Below are 16,524 nucleotides of genomic sequence, written 5' to 3' on the forward strand. Positions count from 1 at the left end.
ATTATTTAACCCCAAAGCTTATCAAAGTTTTCTTCAGTCGTTTTAAAAACATCGTCTTTCTCTTTTGTATAAGCAGCTGATAAAAACTCTGCCATCCTGGCCATCTCTAAAAATGGTACCTTATGGCCACCTTGGTTGTTTAATTTTAAATATACATATTTACCTTCAGGTATGCTATTTGCTTGTTCAACAAACTCTTCACTATAAGTATAAGGTACGACAGGATCAACTTTAGAATGCCATAATAATAATGGTCGTCCTTCAATTGCCTTCATATTCAAGCTTAAATCATGCTTTTTGAAAAACTCAATCATCTCATCATATGTATTCTTAGCATTAGGTATTAAATGCTCATAGTTATCTACTTGACTAACATATTGGCTAATTACCCAATCATTGAATTTCAGTTGTTGAGGAGATCCCATTAAGATAACACTCGCTTTGACATTTTTGTTTGATTTAAAAATCAATGACGTGGTCATACCCCCCATGGACATCCCAGCCACTGCTATAAATTCATCTTTAATCAATTTTTTGTTCCGATAATAATGAACTAACTCAGGAAATTCATTAACATTACTCATTAAGGCTTCGAAAAATAAAATACCGTTTGTATTTAAATCAATTCCATACTTACGTCTAGACCCGTGATGCTTAGCATCTGGCATAACAACTCGAAACCCACGCTTAGCAATTTCATTACCAAATGTCATACTTGAGTCTTTACTACCTGTAAAGCCGTGATAAAAAATAGCCAATGGAGCTTCTTTATCTTCTAAATTGGCATCAATTATTTCAATTACCGGGATTTCATTAATATAATAATATTTCGTAATATGACGCATAAAATTCCTCCATTTAATGTTTTTCTATTCATTGATATTGTACCTAATTTCAACTGATAAAAACAATTTTAATTATCATTTGTATGATTCATTATAATTAAGTATAATCATTACTATATGAAAGGAGTTTCTTACATGCATCAACATTTAATTGCTATCGATTTAGATGGCACAACTTTAAATAATCAATCTAAATTGTCTCGATTCACTATCGAAACTTTGAGAAAATTAGATAATCTTGGACACCTAGTAATGATTGTTACAGGTCGTCCATACAGAAATAGTATCGATATTTATAATGAAATGAATATAAATTCACCCATGGTGAACTTCAATGGAGCGTACTGTCATCATCCAAAGAAAAATGACTGGCTACCCGCCTACCATGAAGAATTAGATAAAGAGATTGCCTTTGAGCTTTTCGCTCATCAAGATGATCTAGATATCAATCTATTAATTGCCGAAGGTAGAGACAGGATGTTCACCTCGTCTATGAATTTACCAGATAGTCCATTCTTTCCAAAAGATATCGCTGAAATAAGTCAGTTAAATCGGACAAATCTTACAAAAAATCCAACTGCTTTAACAATTTTGTGTGATGTTGAAAAGCAAGAAATGATTGAAGAGCGTATTATGGCTCGATATGGTGATGATGTTTCAGTGCGTACTTGGGGTGGTATTCTACCGATTCTTGAAGTAGTTAGACAAGGTATCAACAAGTCTGTTGCTGTAAAAAAAGTCAGTGAATTCTATCATATTCCAAATGAGAATGTATTAGCATTCGGAGATGAAAATAATGATTTAGAAATGTTACAACATGCTGGGTTAGGTGTAGCTATGAAAAATGCTACAGATGAGATCAAAGGCATTGCTGATACTCAAACAAAATTTACTAATGATGAAGATGGACTAGCACACTTCTTAACGAACTATTTTAATTTATAATATATAACCCTCATGGTTTTACTATGAGGGCCTTTTTATGCAAAAAAACACCAGCAATTTCTCACTGGTGTTCATGATTATATTTGATTTTTGATTTGTTTTAGTTTGATTTGCTGCTCTCGGTTTAAGTAATTTCCGTTCACTCTCGTTGACTGAATAATATTTACAAAAGCATGGATATCAGCTTCCCCAATCGCCATCTCTAAATCATAAAGTTCATATCGGTTAATTACTATCATAAGTGTATTTCGTGTTTTTTTCGAATACCCACCACGACCATCAAGGATAGTAATCCCACGATGGATACGTCCGTATATCGACTTAACTACTTCATCTTCCTTATCAGTCACAATAAATGCTGTTAAACGTTGCTCATTTGTATGAATTGAATTCACAACTCTTGAAGTAACATACATTGAAATCAATGTATATAGAGCGAATTCCCATGAATAGAGAAATCCTGCACCAACGATAACGACTGAATTAATAAGTAAAGACAATGAACCCACGTTTATTGGCACTAAGCGATTAACCACTAAGGCAATAATATCGATTCCTCCAGCAGACATACCGAACTTAATCGTTAACCCTCCACCTAGACCATTCAAAGCACCTGCTACAATTCCATTTAATAATGGATTAGAAGATACTTGTTGAACAGGTATAACTAAAGTAAATGCCGTTAATGTAGCTACAACGACGATCGTTAAAATTGTAAACCGGCGGCCCAACTTCATATAACTTAATATAAGTAACGGAATATTAAGTAAAAAGTTTAAGGTTCCTGTCTGAATAATATGACCATATGGAGTAAATTGTTTAAGTGAGTACGTAATTAACTGCGATATACCAGTTACTCCCCCACTATAAATATCCCCTGGTATTAAAAACATATTCAGAGACACCGCGAAACATAATGCTGCAAATATAATGATGAATATTTGGATGACGACATTAAGCGCAGGATATTGTGATAGAACTTTATTAATCATTAGTGATCACCTTACATTGCTTTTCCAGATTCACCTAGTACGCTTACTAAGTCTGTTTGTAAACCTTTTGCAATGCCTGAACCCATAACTAATGTCTGGTATAATGGCTCAGCATCTTCACCCGTTCTAAGTAGTGAACGTAAGAATACTTCTCCGTCACCTGCTAGAAAAAGACTGTAATAACCTGTTTTCATTTCGTTCAATGAATTTAACAATTCAAATGCATCCGCTTCTTTACTACGGTCCGTTAATAAGTGAACGTGGCGATAGATAATTTGAGCGTCAGCATAGTTATCTTTCGATGCTTGAATGATTACCTCAACAACTAGAGCACGCTCTGTAGTAAGACGAAAGTTAAAACGATATAAAACATGACCATTTTCAATTTCTTTCTTGTTAAACGGAATGTTCATTTCATTTAGTTTGTTTTCAAAATTAGTATGAATAATAGACATTATTTTCCCTCCAATAAATTCAATAATCAACAACAAGTTAAGTATATCATTTATTACTTAAGGAACAAACCCTACAATCTAGTATAAAATTGTAAGGTTTGAAAAATTAATCTATAATGTTTTTTTAAATATTTTTTGTGTTGTCTTACTACACTTGTCCAAGCATCACTTGAATGACAAATGAGACAACTACAACTAATATAGATATAATAAATCCATGTACCATAGGTAAAAATCCATTTTGAGCCACTGCTTTAAAATTTGTTCTTAAACCAATTGCTCCTAAACTCATCACCATAAAGAATTTACTTACTGTTGATAACGATGATCCAAAATCAGCTGATATGACGCCAACTGAACGTAATATGACCATGATTAAAAAGAATAGTATAAACCAAGGAATCACTCTCGTTAATTTAAATGTTGCGTCTGAACTTTCATCATCTTGACGGGCCTTTTGTTCAATCCGTTGATTAATAATCGAGTAAATAAATACAATTGGAACGATGGCTAATGTTCTAGTTAATTTAACAATCACAGCATAATTTCCTGCCGCTTCTGAGAAAGCATAGCTTGCAGCAACAACCGACGAAGTATCGTTAATTGCAGTCCCTGCCCATAATCCAAATCCTAAATCAGTCATGCCGAAAAATTGTCCCGCAATTGGGAATAAAATAACCATTAAAATATCAAAAATAAATGTCGCTGATAAGGCATAAGCTATATCTTCATCTTTGGCTTTAATAATAGGTGAAACTGCAGCAATGGCACTGCCACCACACACACCTGTTCCTACGGAAATTAAGTTAGATAATTTCCAGTCCATATTAAACCACTTTCCTATCAAGTTACCAAATATAAAAGCGGTAGCTAAAGTAAATACCATCACTATTAGAGAGAACTTCCCAACCTCTACAACTTGAGTCAAGCTTAAAGACGCTCCCATTAGAACGATGGAGACTTTGAGCAATCGTTTCGCAACTAAATCTATTCCTGTAAAGGATGGTAACAACTTCTTTACAAGCGGATGCAGAACCATCCCAATTAACATCGCCATTACACTGGCTCCAATATACCCATTTGGCAAGACATTGGTAATCATTATTGAAACAACTGCTAATATCAAAGTCACTACAATTCCATATAAAGCATTTATAACTGTTGAATTCTTACGCATAATTATCTCCTATCTACTATATATAAAAAGAAGCCATAGATATTAATAGCATTTCTATAGCTCTTCATTAAATTACATCCGACGTTAGAAATTTATTCTCGAAGTGGTCAATTAACTGACGTGCTTCGTCTGTTGTATTTGTCTCCATTAATTGGATGCGCAAATCATTGGCTCCTTTAAACTCGCGCACATAAATCTTAAAGTAGCGACGTAAAGGTCTGAAATGACGTTGCCCATCTTCATTATATTGATCAAATAAGTCTAGATGGAATCTTAATAAGTCTAATAATTCTTTTGGACTGTGGTCTTTTTTATCTACTTCAAAAGCAAACGGATTTTTAAAGACACCACGTCCAATCATAACACCATCCACACCGTATTTCTCTACTAATTCCAAACCTGTTTGGCGATCTGGAATATCACCATTAATCGTAATCAATGTGTTTGGAGCAATTTCATCACGTAGTTTCATAATGTCAGGAATTAATTCCCAATGAGCGTCTTCTTTACTCATTTCTTTCTTAGTTCTTAAGTGAATCGATAAGTTAACAATATCTTGTTTTAACAAGTGAGTTAACCAACCTCTCCACTCGTCAACTTTTAAATAACCTAAACGCGTTTTAACACTTACGGGTAAACCTCCTGCTTTTGCAGCTTGGATAAGCTCAGCAGCGACGTCTTCTCGCTTGATTAAGCCACTACCACGCCCATGTTTTACAACATTTGGTGCTGGGCAACCCATATTAATATCAAGGCCGCTAAAGCCCATTTCTGCCATACCAATGCTCATTTGTTCAAAGTACTCTGGACGATCTCCCCAAATATGAGCAACAATTGGCTCTTCATCTTCAGTAAAAGTTAAACGGCCACGAACACTTTCAATCCCATCAGGATGACAGTAACTTTCAGAGTTTGTAAATTCCGTAAAATATACATCAGGTTCTGCGGCTTTTTGAACGACATGGCGAAAAACAACATCAGTCACGTCTTCCATAGGTGCCAGGATAAAAAATGGTTTAGGTAAATCATGCCAAAAATTAGAAGTCATACTATTATCAATTCCTTTCTTAAGTCATTTCTTTCTTCATTGTGTCAGTTATATAAAATTCAAATAAAAAAGCTAAGAATAGCATCAAAGCCATTCTTAGCCTGTTCATTATAAGCAGCAATTCGATTGCATCATTGCAATCAAGCTACTTAATTAGTTCATTTACTAAAATACATGTAAATGACTAAGATTGATGAATTGGCAAAACATAGCATAACGTAAGATGACTTAAAAGTCTAGATTAAATACTTGATAATCAGAACTAAATTAAGCTTTTTATAAATATATTTGATATAATAATAATGATTAATTATATGAAATGGGAGTTGATAGGATGGATGACAATTTCGATTCAATCGTCAAAGAAAAAATTAGACCCTATAATATTCTTAACAATATCTTTTTTATTTTAGTCATTATAGGCGGCTTTATATTAGCCGGAAACATTTCTACCACTTATAGTTATGATACAACTGGATATTTTCCAGTCGAAACCACTACCACTGATAACTTCACTCTTTTCTCTGTTTTTATTAATATTGTTGGCTCTTACTCACTGCTATTTGTGTTTATACGTGTGACAATCTTGTCATATGGCGAAAAAATACGTGCAAATCTATATGATCAACAGATCTATTCAAAGTTATTTGAAATATCTTTGAAAGAATAAGTAAGGAGATGATTTTTTTGAAAAAAATATTATTATTTGCTGCCACCCTTTCATTATCATTCGTCGCTCCTATTAAAGCTCAAGATAAAGAATTTTATGATCAAAGTACTTATCAAACAGTTCTCGAACCTGGTATGTATAAAGTTGGCTCTACATTAGATGCAGGAATATATCGGATTATATCCGATGCTGAATATGGCATGTATGTGATTTCGTCAGATGCGAATCAAGAAGATATTATTGATTTTTCTGCTATTACGACTCATTCTTACTTTGAAGTTGTTGACGATCAATATTTAAAACTTGACGGAACATTTGCCGTGCCTATGGATGAAGTTGATCCTATATTCATTGAAGACAACACTATCGGACCTGGAACTTATTTCGTTGGTTATGATATACCTGCGGGAGAATACGAAGTCATCCAAGATGAAGAAACTGCAATGTATGTAATCTATGATTCTTTAGATAAATCAGAGATTGCCTCGATGTCAGCTATTACAAATAATGCCTTTGTTGAAGTTGAGGATGGCCAGTACCTTCAATTATATGGAGCAATCATTACAGATGATGCATTAGTAAATGAAGAAAGGCCTGATGAATCAATAAACTCTAACTCAAATTAAAGCAATTTAAAAAGAGCCTTCGAGGGCTCTTTTCTTTTTAATATTTTGCCTCTACCTCTTAAATTCAATTTTAATGAGATACAAAACAAAAAATGAACAAATAAAAAAGCTAAGAACAGCTTATTATAGCCATTCTTAGCAGAAATATTATCTAACGCGCTCTTGAATACGAGCTGCTTTACCAGATAATTTACGGATGTAGTATAATTTAGCACGACGTACTCTACCTTGACGTAGAACTTCGATTTTTTGTACGCGAGGTGTATGTACAGGGAATGTACGTTCAACACCAACACCGTTAGAAATCTTACGAACTGTGTAAGTTTCAGAGATGCCTTGTCCGCGACGTTTAATAACTAATCCTTCGAAAAGTTGAACACGTTCACGTTCTCCCTCAACGATCATAGCATGTACACGAACTGTATCTCCAGGACGGAAATCAGGAATGTCATTACGTAATTGAGTTGAAGTAATTTTTGCAATAATTGGATTAATACTCATTTTATCTTTCTCCTTCCAACAAATAATCTTAAATAGTCATTTCTATTTAGCGGATTATAGTTAATTCGGGGCCAATGGCCACTTTTAATATTATACCTAAAATTCTAAACTTGTAAAGGGATTTTTAGGCTTTTTTTGTTATTTTTTTGATCTAGCCAAGTCGTTTAGTGAATCGACGTTCAATCCAACCTAATAACACATCTGTTAGAATTGCCATCAATGCTGTTGGTATTGCTCCAGCTAGAATAATAGCTCCTCCATCTGTTGCATTTGTTCCTCGGATAATAATATCACCCAAACCACCTGCACCAATAAAAGCACCTATAGCAGTAATACCAATACCTACAACTAAAGCATTACGAATACCAGCCATGATGACTGACATTGACAAGGGTAATTCAACGTCTTTCAAGCGTTGCCAAGGTGTCATTCCAATACCTTTAGCTGCGTCAAGGACATCAGCATCTAAGGTAATCATTCCTGTGTAGGTATTCTTAATAATTGGTAATAAAGAGTAAAGGAATATAGTTACAATCACTGTATTTACTCCAAGTCCAACCACTAGCATAATGATAGACATCATCGCTAAAGATGGAACGGTTTGTAACACATTCGCTATACCTATGACCCAATTACTCATTTTTCTATTATGTGAAATCCAAATCCCAATTGGGATTCCAACTATTGCTGCAAATAACACACCATAGATAGAGATAAGGAAGTGGCGCCAAAATTGTTCTAGAACATATGTACCATTCATTGAAAAATAATACATAAATTGTTCTAATAAATTCATTTCTTGCATTACGACCCCTCCCCTCTAAAGTAGTTATTCTCTATAAGAAACCGCTCTGCTACTATAGATGGTTCTAATAAATTATCATCTGCTTCAAAGTTTAATTGCTGCATTAACTCTGTATCGATTTGTCCAACTAATCTTTCGAATAGAGCATCAAGTTCTGGATTGCTCTCTAGGATTTCATCTGTAGCTCTAACTGACCCTTCATAAGGAGGGAAAAATCCTAGGTCATCCTCTAAGACAACAAGGTTATTACTCAAGATACGCCCATCCGTTGAATAGCCTAAAACAACATCCATATCTCCAGATGCAACTGCATCATAAACTAGTCCAATTTGCATTGGATAAGTTTCACCAAATGAAAACTCATATGCCTCTTGGAAAGCCGGATAACCGTCACCCTCGCGTATCAGCCAAGTTTGGTCGAAGCCTGCTCTCAAGTCATCAGCTATGTCTTTCAAATCACTGACTTTTTCTAAGTTTTTCTCTTGAGCTAACTCCTCAGTTACCATGAAAGCATACGTATTCTCAAAGCCCATTGTGTCGTAATACTTATGGTTGTACTCATTTGAGAATCGTTCTTGTAGATAAGCCATCGTTTCGTCTGCATCATATGAAGCAGTCTCTCCAAATATAGCAACGATATCTGTACCTGTATAAGTTGGTGCAAGTACATCAGCGTCTCCGTTAACAAGTGCATGATGTCCGACTATACCTGTACCAAGATTACTTATTAATTCTACATTGTAATCTGTTTCTTCTTCAATTAATTGTTGCACCATTGATGATATAATTTGACCTTCTGTAGAATTAAGACCGGCTACTCTAATGGTCTCACCACCGAATCCACCACCAAGTCCTGGTAACGCACATCCAGCAAGAAGGAATATTGAAGCGATTAATGTTATTATTCTATTTGTTTTATTCTTAATCATGTTCATCCTCCTATTTCGCTGCAGTGACTTCAGGCGTAAAGTATATCTCTACTTTACCTAATAGATAGTCTGCTAAGAGTGCCATAATTGTCACAGGTATTGTTCCTGCGAATATAAGGTCTGCTTCATATAAGGATATACCACTTAAGATAAAGTCTCCTAAACCGCCAGCTCCGATATATGATGCTAATGATGTCCAAGCAATCACATACACTGCTGACAAACGAATACCGGCCATGATTACGGGCATTGCTAAAGGTAATTCAACTTTTGTAATTGATTGAAGTGCCGTCATACCCATCCCTTTTGCAGCATCTTTTGCAGTGGGGCTCACATCGTTCATTCCGATATACGTATTACGTAATATAGGTAGTAAAGAATAGATAAACAATGCGATAATCGCTGGAAAACGTCCAATCCCAATTAGAGGAATCATTAACGCTAGCAAGGCTAGTGTTGGTACCGTTTGGAAGATACTTGCAATACCAATAACAAAGTCAGCTGCTTTAGGTGTTCGAGTTAATACAACTCCTAGTGGTACAGCAACTATAATTCCCAATAACAAGGAAATAAATGATATAGATAAATGTTCAAAAATTAGAGTAACTAATTGACTCCCATTTTCTTGAAGAAATGTCATCATAGAACATACCCACCATCTTTTTCACTGGCAGCTGGTGGTATAACAACGCCATCTCCTTCGATATTTTCCACATGTTCTACTGAATTCTCAGGTGAAACATCTTCTAATGTTTCATATTCTCCCCAAATCGCATCATAGATGATGTTTACGAATGTAGCACGTGTTACTATCCCTTTTAGATGACCTACCTCATTAACAATAGGAACATATGAATAGCCTCGTTTTAAGATTAAATCAACTGATTCACGAACTAATGCGTCCTCTCTAAGTGAGAACATCTTAGTACTCGTAATATCCGCTAAGTTGATAGCTGTATTAAAGTTTCTTTGTATCATATGAATATCAACAAATCCTTTTAATACATTATGCTCATCAGTGACCAACAAAGTATCAACAGACTGTTCTTTCAATAACTCTAATGCATCAATAAGTGTTCTATCTTCAGTCATAGCAACATGTCGTCGACTCATTATTTCACCAACAGTGGTTGTATTTTGTTGAGCTTGAATCAGTCGATCTTGTCCAATAAACTGAGCAACAAACTCATTCGCAGGATTACTAAGAATTTCATCAGGTGTTCCTACTTGAACAATTTGCCCCTCACTCATAATAACAATACGTGTCGCAAGCTTTAATGCTTCATCCATATCATGAGTTACGAATACAAAGGTTTTACCTAATTCTTCTTGTAGTTCTTTGACCATTATTTGTAAAGTATCTCTTGTTAATGGATCTAATGCACCAAATGGCTCATCCATTAGAATTATATCTTGATCGGCAGCTAAGGCCCTTACAACACCGATACGTTGTTGTTGTCCACCTGATAATTCTGATGGGTAACGATCAAGAAATTCTTCTGGTAGTTCAGCTAATCTAATCATACGTTCTGCAGTTTCGTCTAATTTACTTTGATCCCATTTTAATAATTTAGGAACCATTAAAATATTGTCTTTTACAGTCATATGTGGCATTAAACCAATATTTTGGATAACATATCCAATTTGTCGTCTTAAATTTACAGGGTTCATATCCATAATGTTCTTGCCATCAATCAAGATTTCACCATCTGTTGGCTCAATCATACGATTAATCATTCTCATAGAAGTTGTCTTACCAGATCCAGATGTACCTATAAAACAAATAAACTCGCCATCTTCAATCTCTAAGTTAATATTATCTACAGCTAGTACGTCACTAGCATAACGTTTTGTAACGTTTTTGAATTCTATCACAACTAATTTCTCCTCCTTATTTATAAGCAGTTGTCAGATTAACATTATATATAAATAAATTCAAGCGATATGGTCTCGTTTAGATTGATTGAACGCCATTTTCATGAAAACCACATTATCTTATCAGATTATTTTGATGAGTAAATTAAAAACTATTCACTTTCAAACTCCTTAACCCATTCACGTTCTTGAGTCGATAGTTGAGCTTTTTCTAACAAGTCTGGTCGGTTATTATATGTTCTTCTAATCGCTTCTTTAAGTTGCCATTTTTCGATATTTCCATGGTGCCCACTCATTAAGACATCTGGAACGGTTTTCCCTCTAAATTCTCTCGGTCGAGTATACTGAGGGTGCTCTAGTAAGTTTCTTTGGTGAGATTCTTCAACGATTGAATCAGCATTGCCTACTACTTCTGGGATAAGTCGAACTGTCGAGTCAATCATGACCATTGTAGGCAATTCACCATTTGTTAACACATAGTCTCCAATAGAAACTTCATCGGTTATATAATCACGTATTCGGTGATCAAACCCTTCGTAATGCCCACAAATGAATACAAGATGATCTTGCTTAGACCATTCTTCAGCCATATCTTGCGAGAATGGTTTACCAGCTGGATCCATTAATATAACGCGAGACTGTTCAGTTATTTCTAACTCCTCTAAAGTATTAACGATTGGCTCTATACGAAGTAACATGCCGGCTCCACCACCATAAGGATAATCATCCACATGACCGTGCTTGTTCACTGGATTTCGGCGGAAATTATGCGTCTTAAAAGACAAGACACCTTCATCTTGAGCTTGTCTCATGATCGAGTGTTCCATTGGTGCGAACATCTCTGGAAACAGAGTTAATACATCAATTTTCATCGTCAATTAATCCTTCCATCAACTCAATTAAAACAAACCCTTCTTCAACATTTACTTCCTTAACAATATCTTCTATATAAGGAATTAAAGCATCAGGTAATTTTGGTTTATTACGCTTAACAACCCAAACATCGTTTGATCCTAAACTTAAAATGTCTTTAATTGTCCCTAATTCTTCGTTATCAGTTGTTAATACCTTTAAGCCCATGATTTCATGATAATAAAACTCATGATTATCAAGTTCCTGTTGTTGGCTCTTATCGATAGCTAACCACATTGTTTTAAATTTCTCAACCTCATTAATATTGTTGAACTCCTTAAAACTAATAATATATGTACCTTTACTTAATTTAGAATCTTCTACCGTTACTTTTTGTACAGCTTGATCATTATCTAAAATTGTTAACACCTCTCCAGCTGCAAAACGCTCTTCTGGAAAATCAGTATCAGCTATGACTTTTATCTCTCCTCGAATCCCAAATGTATTAACTATTCTTCCTATACGAAAATATTCCATTGTTAATTTCCTTTCAGTACGATATTTGTTTAAATTTCTAGTTGCTTTATTATTGTATACCATTAAATTCATTATATATAAATTCTGTCCAAACAAAAAGTGCTAAGTAGAAACAAATTAATTTGTTTCTACTTAGCACTTTTAACTTATTCGCTATCACCGTCAGCAATGACAATACGAGCTCGTTTAGAACCGCGTTGACGAATGCTATAAATGATTGTACGTATTGCTCTCACAACACGCCCTTTTCTGCCAATGACACGTCCGATATCATCCGGATGCAAGTTCAGATGATACTCTATAAAATCTTCTGTTTCAACAATATCGACAGAAAACTCTTCTGCATTGTCAATAAGTGGTTCAACAATTGTTTTTATTAAAGCTTCAATATCTGGCATTTTTATCATCCTTTATTGTGATACTAGACTTATCAAACATGCCTTATTTAGCTTGTTTAGACTCGTGGAATTTTTGCATGATTCCTTGAGTTGATAATAAGTTACGAACAGTGTCAGATGGTTGAGCACCTTCACTTAACCATTTTAACGCTAATTCTTCGTTGATTACTAATTGTTTTGGTTCTTGAACTGGATTATAAGTTCCAATTTGTTCAATAATACGTCCATCACGTGGTGCACGTGCGTCCGCTACTACAATACGGTAGAATGGGTTTCTTTTAGAACCCATACGTTTCATACGAATTTTAACTGCCATGTAAGTCACCTCCATTAATTAATCTCACAGTTAAGTATATTATCAGATAATTATGACCCTGTAAAGTGTTTTTCCTTTACAGCTTAAAAATATTTTCGTTTTTTACTCTTTTCACTTCCGAAAAGTTATTATAACAGTGTTTACATCGATCATTTTTTTGTATAATCTCTTATTTTTTTCATACAACTCAATTTCAGTAAAAAAAGTCCACTTAGTATCAAGTGAACTTTACTTATTATTAAATGAATTAACGACGTTTTTTCTTCATTTTCTTTAATTTACGTTGTAATTCTTTTTCTTTTTGTTGTTTTTCTTTCTGTTCTGGTGACATAAAGTCAGAATCATTCATTTGTGGCATCCCAGGCATATTCGGCATACCCCCGCCACCACCTTGTTGGTTAAGCTGATTCATCATCTTCTTCATATTCCCCATCTTACCATTTGATGCTGAGCTCATCATTTGACGCGTTTGATTGAATTGCTTAATCAATTGGTTAACAGCTTGTAAGTCTTGTCCGGCACCTGCAGCAATTCTTTTTCGACGACTTTGAGAGATAATATCTGGATTCGCTCGCTCTGTTGGAGTCATAGATAATACAATGGCTTTAACTCGCGCCATATCTTTCTCAGATACATCAAATTCATCTACTCCAGGTAATTTATTTAATCCAGGAATCATTTTAATAATATCTTTAATTGAACCCATTTTATTGACTTGATCCATTTGTGCAATAAAGTCATTAAAGTCAAACGATGCATCCTTGATTTTATCAGCCATTTTTTGAGCTTCATCTTCATCAAAGTCTTGTTGCGCTTTCTCAATAAGAGTCAGCATATCTCCCATACCTAAGATACGGCTTGACATACGATCTGGGTAGAATGGTTCTAAAGCATCTAACTTCTCACCTTGACCCGTAAACTTGATTGGTTTATCGGTAATTGAACGGATTGATAAAGCCGCTCCACCACGTGTATCACCATCCAGTTTTGTAATAACCACACCCGTAATATCTAAGGACTCATTGAACGATTGAGCCACGTTAACAGCGTCTTGACCAGTCATTGCATCAACTGTTAAAAGAATCTCTTGAGGGTTTGCTACAGCCTTAATATTGCGTAATTCAGCCATCAACTCTTCATTAACGTGCAAACGTCCAGCCGTATCAATAATAACGACTTCGTTACCTTGAATTCTTGCTTGGTTTAAAGCTGATTCAGCAATTTTAACTGGATCTGCATCAGTTCCTTCGCTATAGACATCAAAACCTAATTGATTACCTATTGTTTGTAATTGTTCAATAGCAGCGGGACGATAGACATCAGCTGCTACTAATAATGGTCTTTTTTTATTTTCTTTCTCAGAAATATATTTAGCTAATTTACCAACAGTCGTTGTTTTACCGGCACCTTGTAAACCAGCCATCATAATTACTGTTGGAGGTTGACTTGAAAAGTTTAAAGGTACACGCTCTCCACCCATTAATGCAGTTAATTCTTCATCAACAATTTTTAATACTTGTTGCGCTGGAGATAATGATTTTAAAACATCTGATCCTAATGCTCGTTCATTAACACTTTTTACAAACGTTTTTACTACTTGAAAGTTTACATCGGCTTCAAGTAATGCAAGTCTTATCTCACGCATCATTTGTTTCAGGTCAGCTTCGGTGATTGTACCTCCCGAACTTACCTGACTGATTGCGCCTTGTAGGCGCTCTGATAATCCTTCAAATGCCATATTATAACCCCTCTATTTTTTAATCTTCTATTTGAATTAATTTTTCAATCATCGAATATTCTTCTTTATCTATTAATAACTCACTTAATGTATTTAATAATTGCATGCGTTCCTCACGTTTTTCGTTTAAATGTAGTGATTTTTCATAATCTCTCAATGATTTCTCTCCACGTCTAATGTTATCATGAACGCCTTGACGACTAATCTCGAATTGTTCTGCTATTTCACTTAATGATAAATCTTCTTCATAATAAAGTGATAGCATATCTTGTTGTTTTTCTGTTAACAGAGTTCTATAAAATGAAAATAATTGCCCAATATAAATCGTTTTTTCTAACGACATTTCATTCACCTACTCTTCAGGATACTCTATATATAATGCTAATCGATCTGCTAAATCCTTTGGTGTCGCATGTTCTAACACTTCTGCGAATTCATGTACTTCTTCTTGTGTGTATCCTAATCTATTTTGTAAAAAATATTCCCATATTTCATGTTTACGCACCATCTCTTGAGCCATTTGATTTCCTTGACTTGTTAAAGCACTTCCCCTGTAGCGTTTATTCACTACAAGTCCCTCTTTAGCTAGTTTATTAATCATTTCACTCACTGATGCTGGAGAAACATCTAGACCTTCTGCAATCGCTTTATTGGTGATTGACTCGTCCCCACCATGTTCATACATAAATTTTACATAGTCTTCACGACTCTGTGACATTGATATCACCCCAATGATTTTTTTACCAATCCTAATTTTACCATGTTTTCCCCGTGGCCTCAAATATATTTAGTCTTTTCACTTGACTTTAGGTGCGCCTAACATTATAATTTGATTAATATTTAGGTGTGCCTAAAAATTAATTATCGGAGGTCCAAAATGAATAAAAATATCAAATCAGTCTTTACCTTTTTCTCGTTGCTTTTTATCTTATTTATTAGCTCAACAACTTTAACACAAGCACAAGAGAACAAACCCAAAATAACTGTTACTACTACTTTTTTAGTAGATATCATTGAACAAATTGCTCCTGATACGTTTGACATTGAATCGATTGTCCCTGCTGGAGGCGACCCTCATATTTATACGGCAACTGCTGGGAATCTAAAGGATATTACTGAAGCAGAAATAGTGTTATTCCATGGTCTCCACTTTGAAGCTCAATTGGCTCAAGTATTGAATTCACTTTCTCATACTCATTCTGTTACAGCCGATTTCGATTCAACCCAATTAATTTCACTTTCTGAAGATTCAGAGGAAGTCGATCCGCATTATTGGTTTGATCTGGATCTATATAAGCAATCGGTAAAAACAACCGAAGCAGTGATTCTCGATACCTTTCCAGAGTATACTGATTTAATTACTGAAAACACTCAGAGTTACGTCAATGAATTGGATGAGTTAAGAAAATGGATAGATACAGAGCTTGATAAATTACCGGTGGAAGACCGCATACTTGTTACACCACATGATGCCTTTGCTTACTTTGCTCATGCACATGATTTTACTGTCTATGCACCCCAAGGTATCAGTACTGAGTCAGAAGTTTCTAATGATTCGATTATAAGTACTGTGAATTTTATCATCGAACATAATGTACCAGCAATCTTCTTGGATACAACGTCTAATCCACAAGCAATGGAGAAACTACAGGAAGGTGTAAAACAACAAAATTCTGAGGTAACCGTCGTTGGCGGCGAAGGACAAGAATTATATTCAGACTCTTTAGCAACAACTGGTCAACCCAATGACAATTACATCGATATGTATCGACACAATGTCTCTTTAATCGTCGAAAATTTAGTTCGTTAATCTTA

At 34.9% G+C, this 16,524-nt stretch carries 21 protein-coding genes; 4 read left to right on the plus strand and 17 right to left on the minus strand.

Translation table 11 applies throughout. From position 1 onward, the window contains the following. Positions 1-5: 5 nt before the first annotated feature. Positions 6-845, minus strand: a complete 840-nt coding sequence (locus tag HYQ40_01770) for an alpha/beta fold hydrolase (protein MBZ6526487.1) — start codon at positions 843-845, stop codon at positions 6-8. Positions 846-980: 135 nt separating this feature from the next. Between HYQ40_01770 and HYQ40_01775 the strand changes: the two genes are divergently transcribed. Beyond that, on the plus strand, positions 981-1,790 hold the full coding sequence (locus tag HYQ40_01775) for an HAD family phosphatase (GenBank protein ID MBZ6526488.1): 810 nt from the start codon (positions 981-983) through the stop codon (positions 1,788-1,790). A 77-nt stretch (positions 1,791-1,867) separates the two neighbouring features. Here HYQ40_01775 and HYQ40_01780 read toward each other — a convergent pair whose 3' ends face one another. The 4 genes from HYQ40_01780 to HYQ40_01795 all read right to left on the minus strand — a co-directional run bounded on the left by HYQ40_01780 (position 1,868) and on the right by HYQ40_01795 (position 5,462). Next, complete coding sequence (locus HYQ40_01780; protein ID MBZ6526489.1) at positions 1,868-2,779, minus strand: YitT family protein; 912 nt, start codon at positions 2,777-2,779, stop codon at positions 1,868-1,870. Between the two features lie 14 nt (positions 2,780-2,793). Beyond that, positions 2,794-3,237 carry a hypothetical protein gene (locus tag HYQ40_01785; GenBank protein MBZ6526490.1) on the minus strand — a complete coding sequence of 148 codons (444 nt, stop codon included), beginning with the start codon at positions 3,235-3,237 and terminating at the stop codon, positions 2,794-2,796. Positions 3,238-3,385: 148 nt separating this feature from the next. Further along, the gene (locus HYQ40_01790) at positions 3,386-4,414 is read right to left on the minus strand and encodes a putative sulfate exporter family transporter (GenBank protein MBZ6526491.1); all 1,029 of its coding nucleotides are present in this window, start codon (positions 4,412-4,414) and stop codon (positions 3,386-3,388) included. 67 nt (positions 4,415-4,481) lie between these two features. Continuing rightward, the gene (locus HYQ40_01795) at positions 4,482-5,462 is read right to left on the minus strand and encodes a tRNA-dihydrouridine synthase (protein MBZ6526492.1); all 981 of its coding nucleotides are present in this window, start codon (positions 5,460-5,462) and stop codon (positions 4,482-4,484) included. A gap of 334 nt (positions 5,463-5,796) precedes the next feature. Between HYQ40_01795 and HYQ40_01800 the strand changes: the two genes are divergently transcribed. After that, complete coding sequence (locus HYQ40_01800) at positions 5,797-6,132, plus strand: hypothetical protein (protein ID MBZ6526493.1); 336 nt, start codon at positions 5,797-5,799, stop codon at positions 6,130-6,132. A gap of 17 nt (positions 6,133-6,149) precedes the next feature. Further along, complete coding sequence (locus tag HYQ40_01805) at positions 6,150-6,758, plus strand: hypothetical protein (protein MBZ6526494.1); 609 nt, start codon at positions 6,150-6,152, stop codon at positions 6,756-6,758. Between the two features lie 147 nt (positions 6,759-6,905). On the opposite strand, the gene rplS is transcribed toward HYQ40_01805, so the two are convergent. The 12 genes from rplS to HYQ40_01865 form a co-directional block, all read right to left on the minus strand. After that, complete coding sequence (gene rplS, locus HYQ40_01810; GenBank protein MBZ6526495.1) at positions 6,906-7,259, minus strand: 50S ribosomal protein L19; 354 nt, start codon at positions 7,257-7,259, stop codon at positions 6,906-6,908. Between the two features lie 151 nt (positions 7,260-7,410). Beyond that, positions 7,411-8,055, minus strand: a complete 645-nt coding sequence (locus tag HYQ40_01815; GenBank protein ID MBZ6526496.1) for an ABC transporter permease — start codon at positions 8,053-8,055, stop codon at positions 7,411-7,413. Positions 8,056-8,063: 8 nt separating this feature from the next. Next, on the minus strand, positions 8,064-8,993 hold the full coding sequence (locus tag HYQ40_01820; GenBank protein ID MBZ6526497.1) for an osmoprotectant ABC transporter substrate-binding protein: 930 nt from the start codon (positions 8,991-8,993) through the stop codon (positions 8,064-8,066). Between the two features lie 10 nt (positions 8,994-9,003). Then, complete coding sequence (locus HYQ40_01825) at positions 9,004-9,636, minus strand: ABC transporter permease (protein MBZ6526498.1); 633 nt, start codon at positions 9,634-9,636, stop codon at positions 9,004-9,006. Further along, positions 9,633-10,868, minus strand: coding sequence for a betaine/proline/choline family ABC transporter ATP-binding protein (locus HYQ40_01830; protein MBZ6526499.1), 1,236 nt, complete (start codon positions 10,866-10,868; stop codon positions 9,633-9,635). Before HYQ40_01830 ends, HYQ40_01825 begins: the two co-directional genes overlap by 4 nt. 152 nt (positions 10,869-11,020) lie before the next feature. Then, positions 11,021-11,740, minus strand: coding sequence for a tRNA (guanosine(37)-N1)-methyltransferase TrmD (gene trmD / locus HYQ40_01835; GenBank protein MBZ6526500.1), 720 nt, complete (start codon positions 11,738-11,740; stop codon positions 11,021-11,023). After that, positions 11,730-12,257 carry a ribosome maturation factor RimM gene (rimM, locus tag HYQ40_01840; GenBank protein MBZ6526501.1) on the minus strand — a complete coding sequence of 176 codons (528 nt, stop codon included), beginning with the start codon at positions 12,255-12,257 and terminating at the stop codon, positions 11,730-11,732. Before rimM ends, trmD begins: the two co-directional genes overlap by 11 nt. A gap of 146 nt (positions 12,258-12,403) precedes the next feature. Further along, a complete protein-coding gene (locus HYQ40_01845) occupies positions 12,404-12,655 on the minus strand; it encodes a KH domain-containing protein (GenBank protein ID MBZ6526502.1) in 252 nt (83 codons plus the stop codon). A 43-nt stretch (positions 12,656-12,698) separates the two neighbouring features. Further along, positions 12,699-12,971 carry a 30S ribosomal protein S16 gene (rpsP, locus tag HYQ40_01850; protein ID MBZ6526503.1) on the minus strand — a complete coding sequence of 91 codons (273 nt, stop codon included), beginning with the start codon at positions 12,969-12,971 and terminating at the stop codon, positions 12,699-12,701. Positions 12,972-13,218: 247 nt separating this feature from the next. After that, complete coding sequence (ffh, locus tag HYQ40_01855) at positions 13,219-14,709, minus strand: signal recognition particle protein (GenBank protein ID MBZ6526504.1); 1,491 nt, start codon at positions 14,707-14,709, stop codon at positions 13,219-13,221. 19 nt (positions 14,710-14,728) lie between these two features. Beyond that, positions 14,729-15,052, minus strand: coding sequence for a YlxM family DNA-binding protein (locus HYQ40_01860; GenBank protein MBZ6526505.1), 324 nt, complete (start codon positions 15,050-15,052; stop codon positions 14,729-14,731). 9 nt (positions 15,053-15,061) lie between these two features. Continuing rightward, positions 15,062-15,427 carry a metal-dependent transcriptional regulator gene (locus tag HYQ40_01865; GenBank protein MBZ6526506.1) on the minus strand — a complete coding sequence of 122 codons (366 nt, stop codon included), beginning with the start codon at positions 15,425-15,427 and terminating at the stop codon, positions 15,062-15,064. 159 nt (positions 15,428-15,586) lie between these two features. On the opposite strand from HYQ40_01865, the gene HYQ40_01870 reads away from it, so the two are divergent. After that, the gene (locus HYQ40_01870) at positions 15,587-16,519 is read left to right on the plus strand and encodes a zinc ABC transporter substrate-binding protein (protein MBZ6526507.1); all 933 of its coding nucleotides are present in this window, start codon (positions 15,587-15,589) and stop codon (positions 16,517-16,519) included. Positions 16,520-16,524 lie beyond the last annotated feature (5 nt).

The organism is Aerococcaceae bacterium DSM 111021, from assembly GCA_020112395.1.
In the GTDB taxonomy this organism is placed as follows: Bacteria; Bacillota; Bacilli; order Lactobacillales; family Aerococcaceae; genus Ruoffia.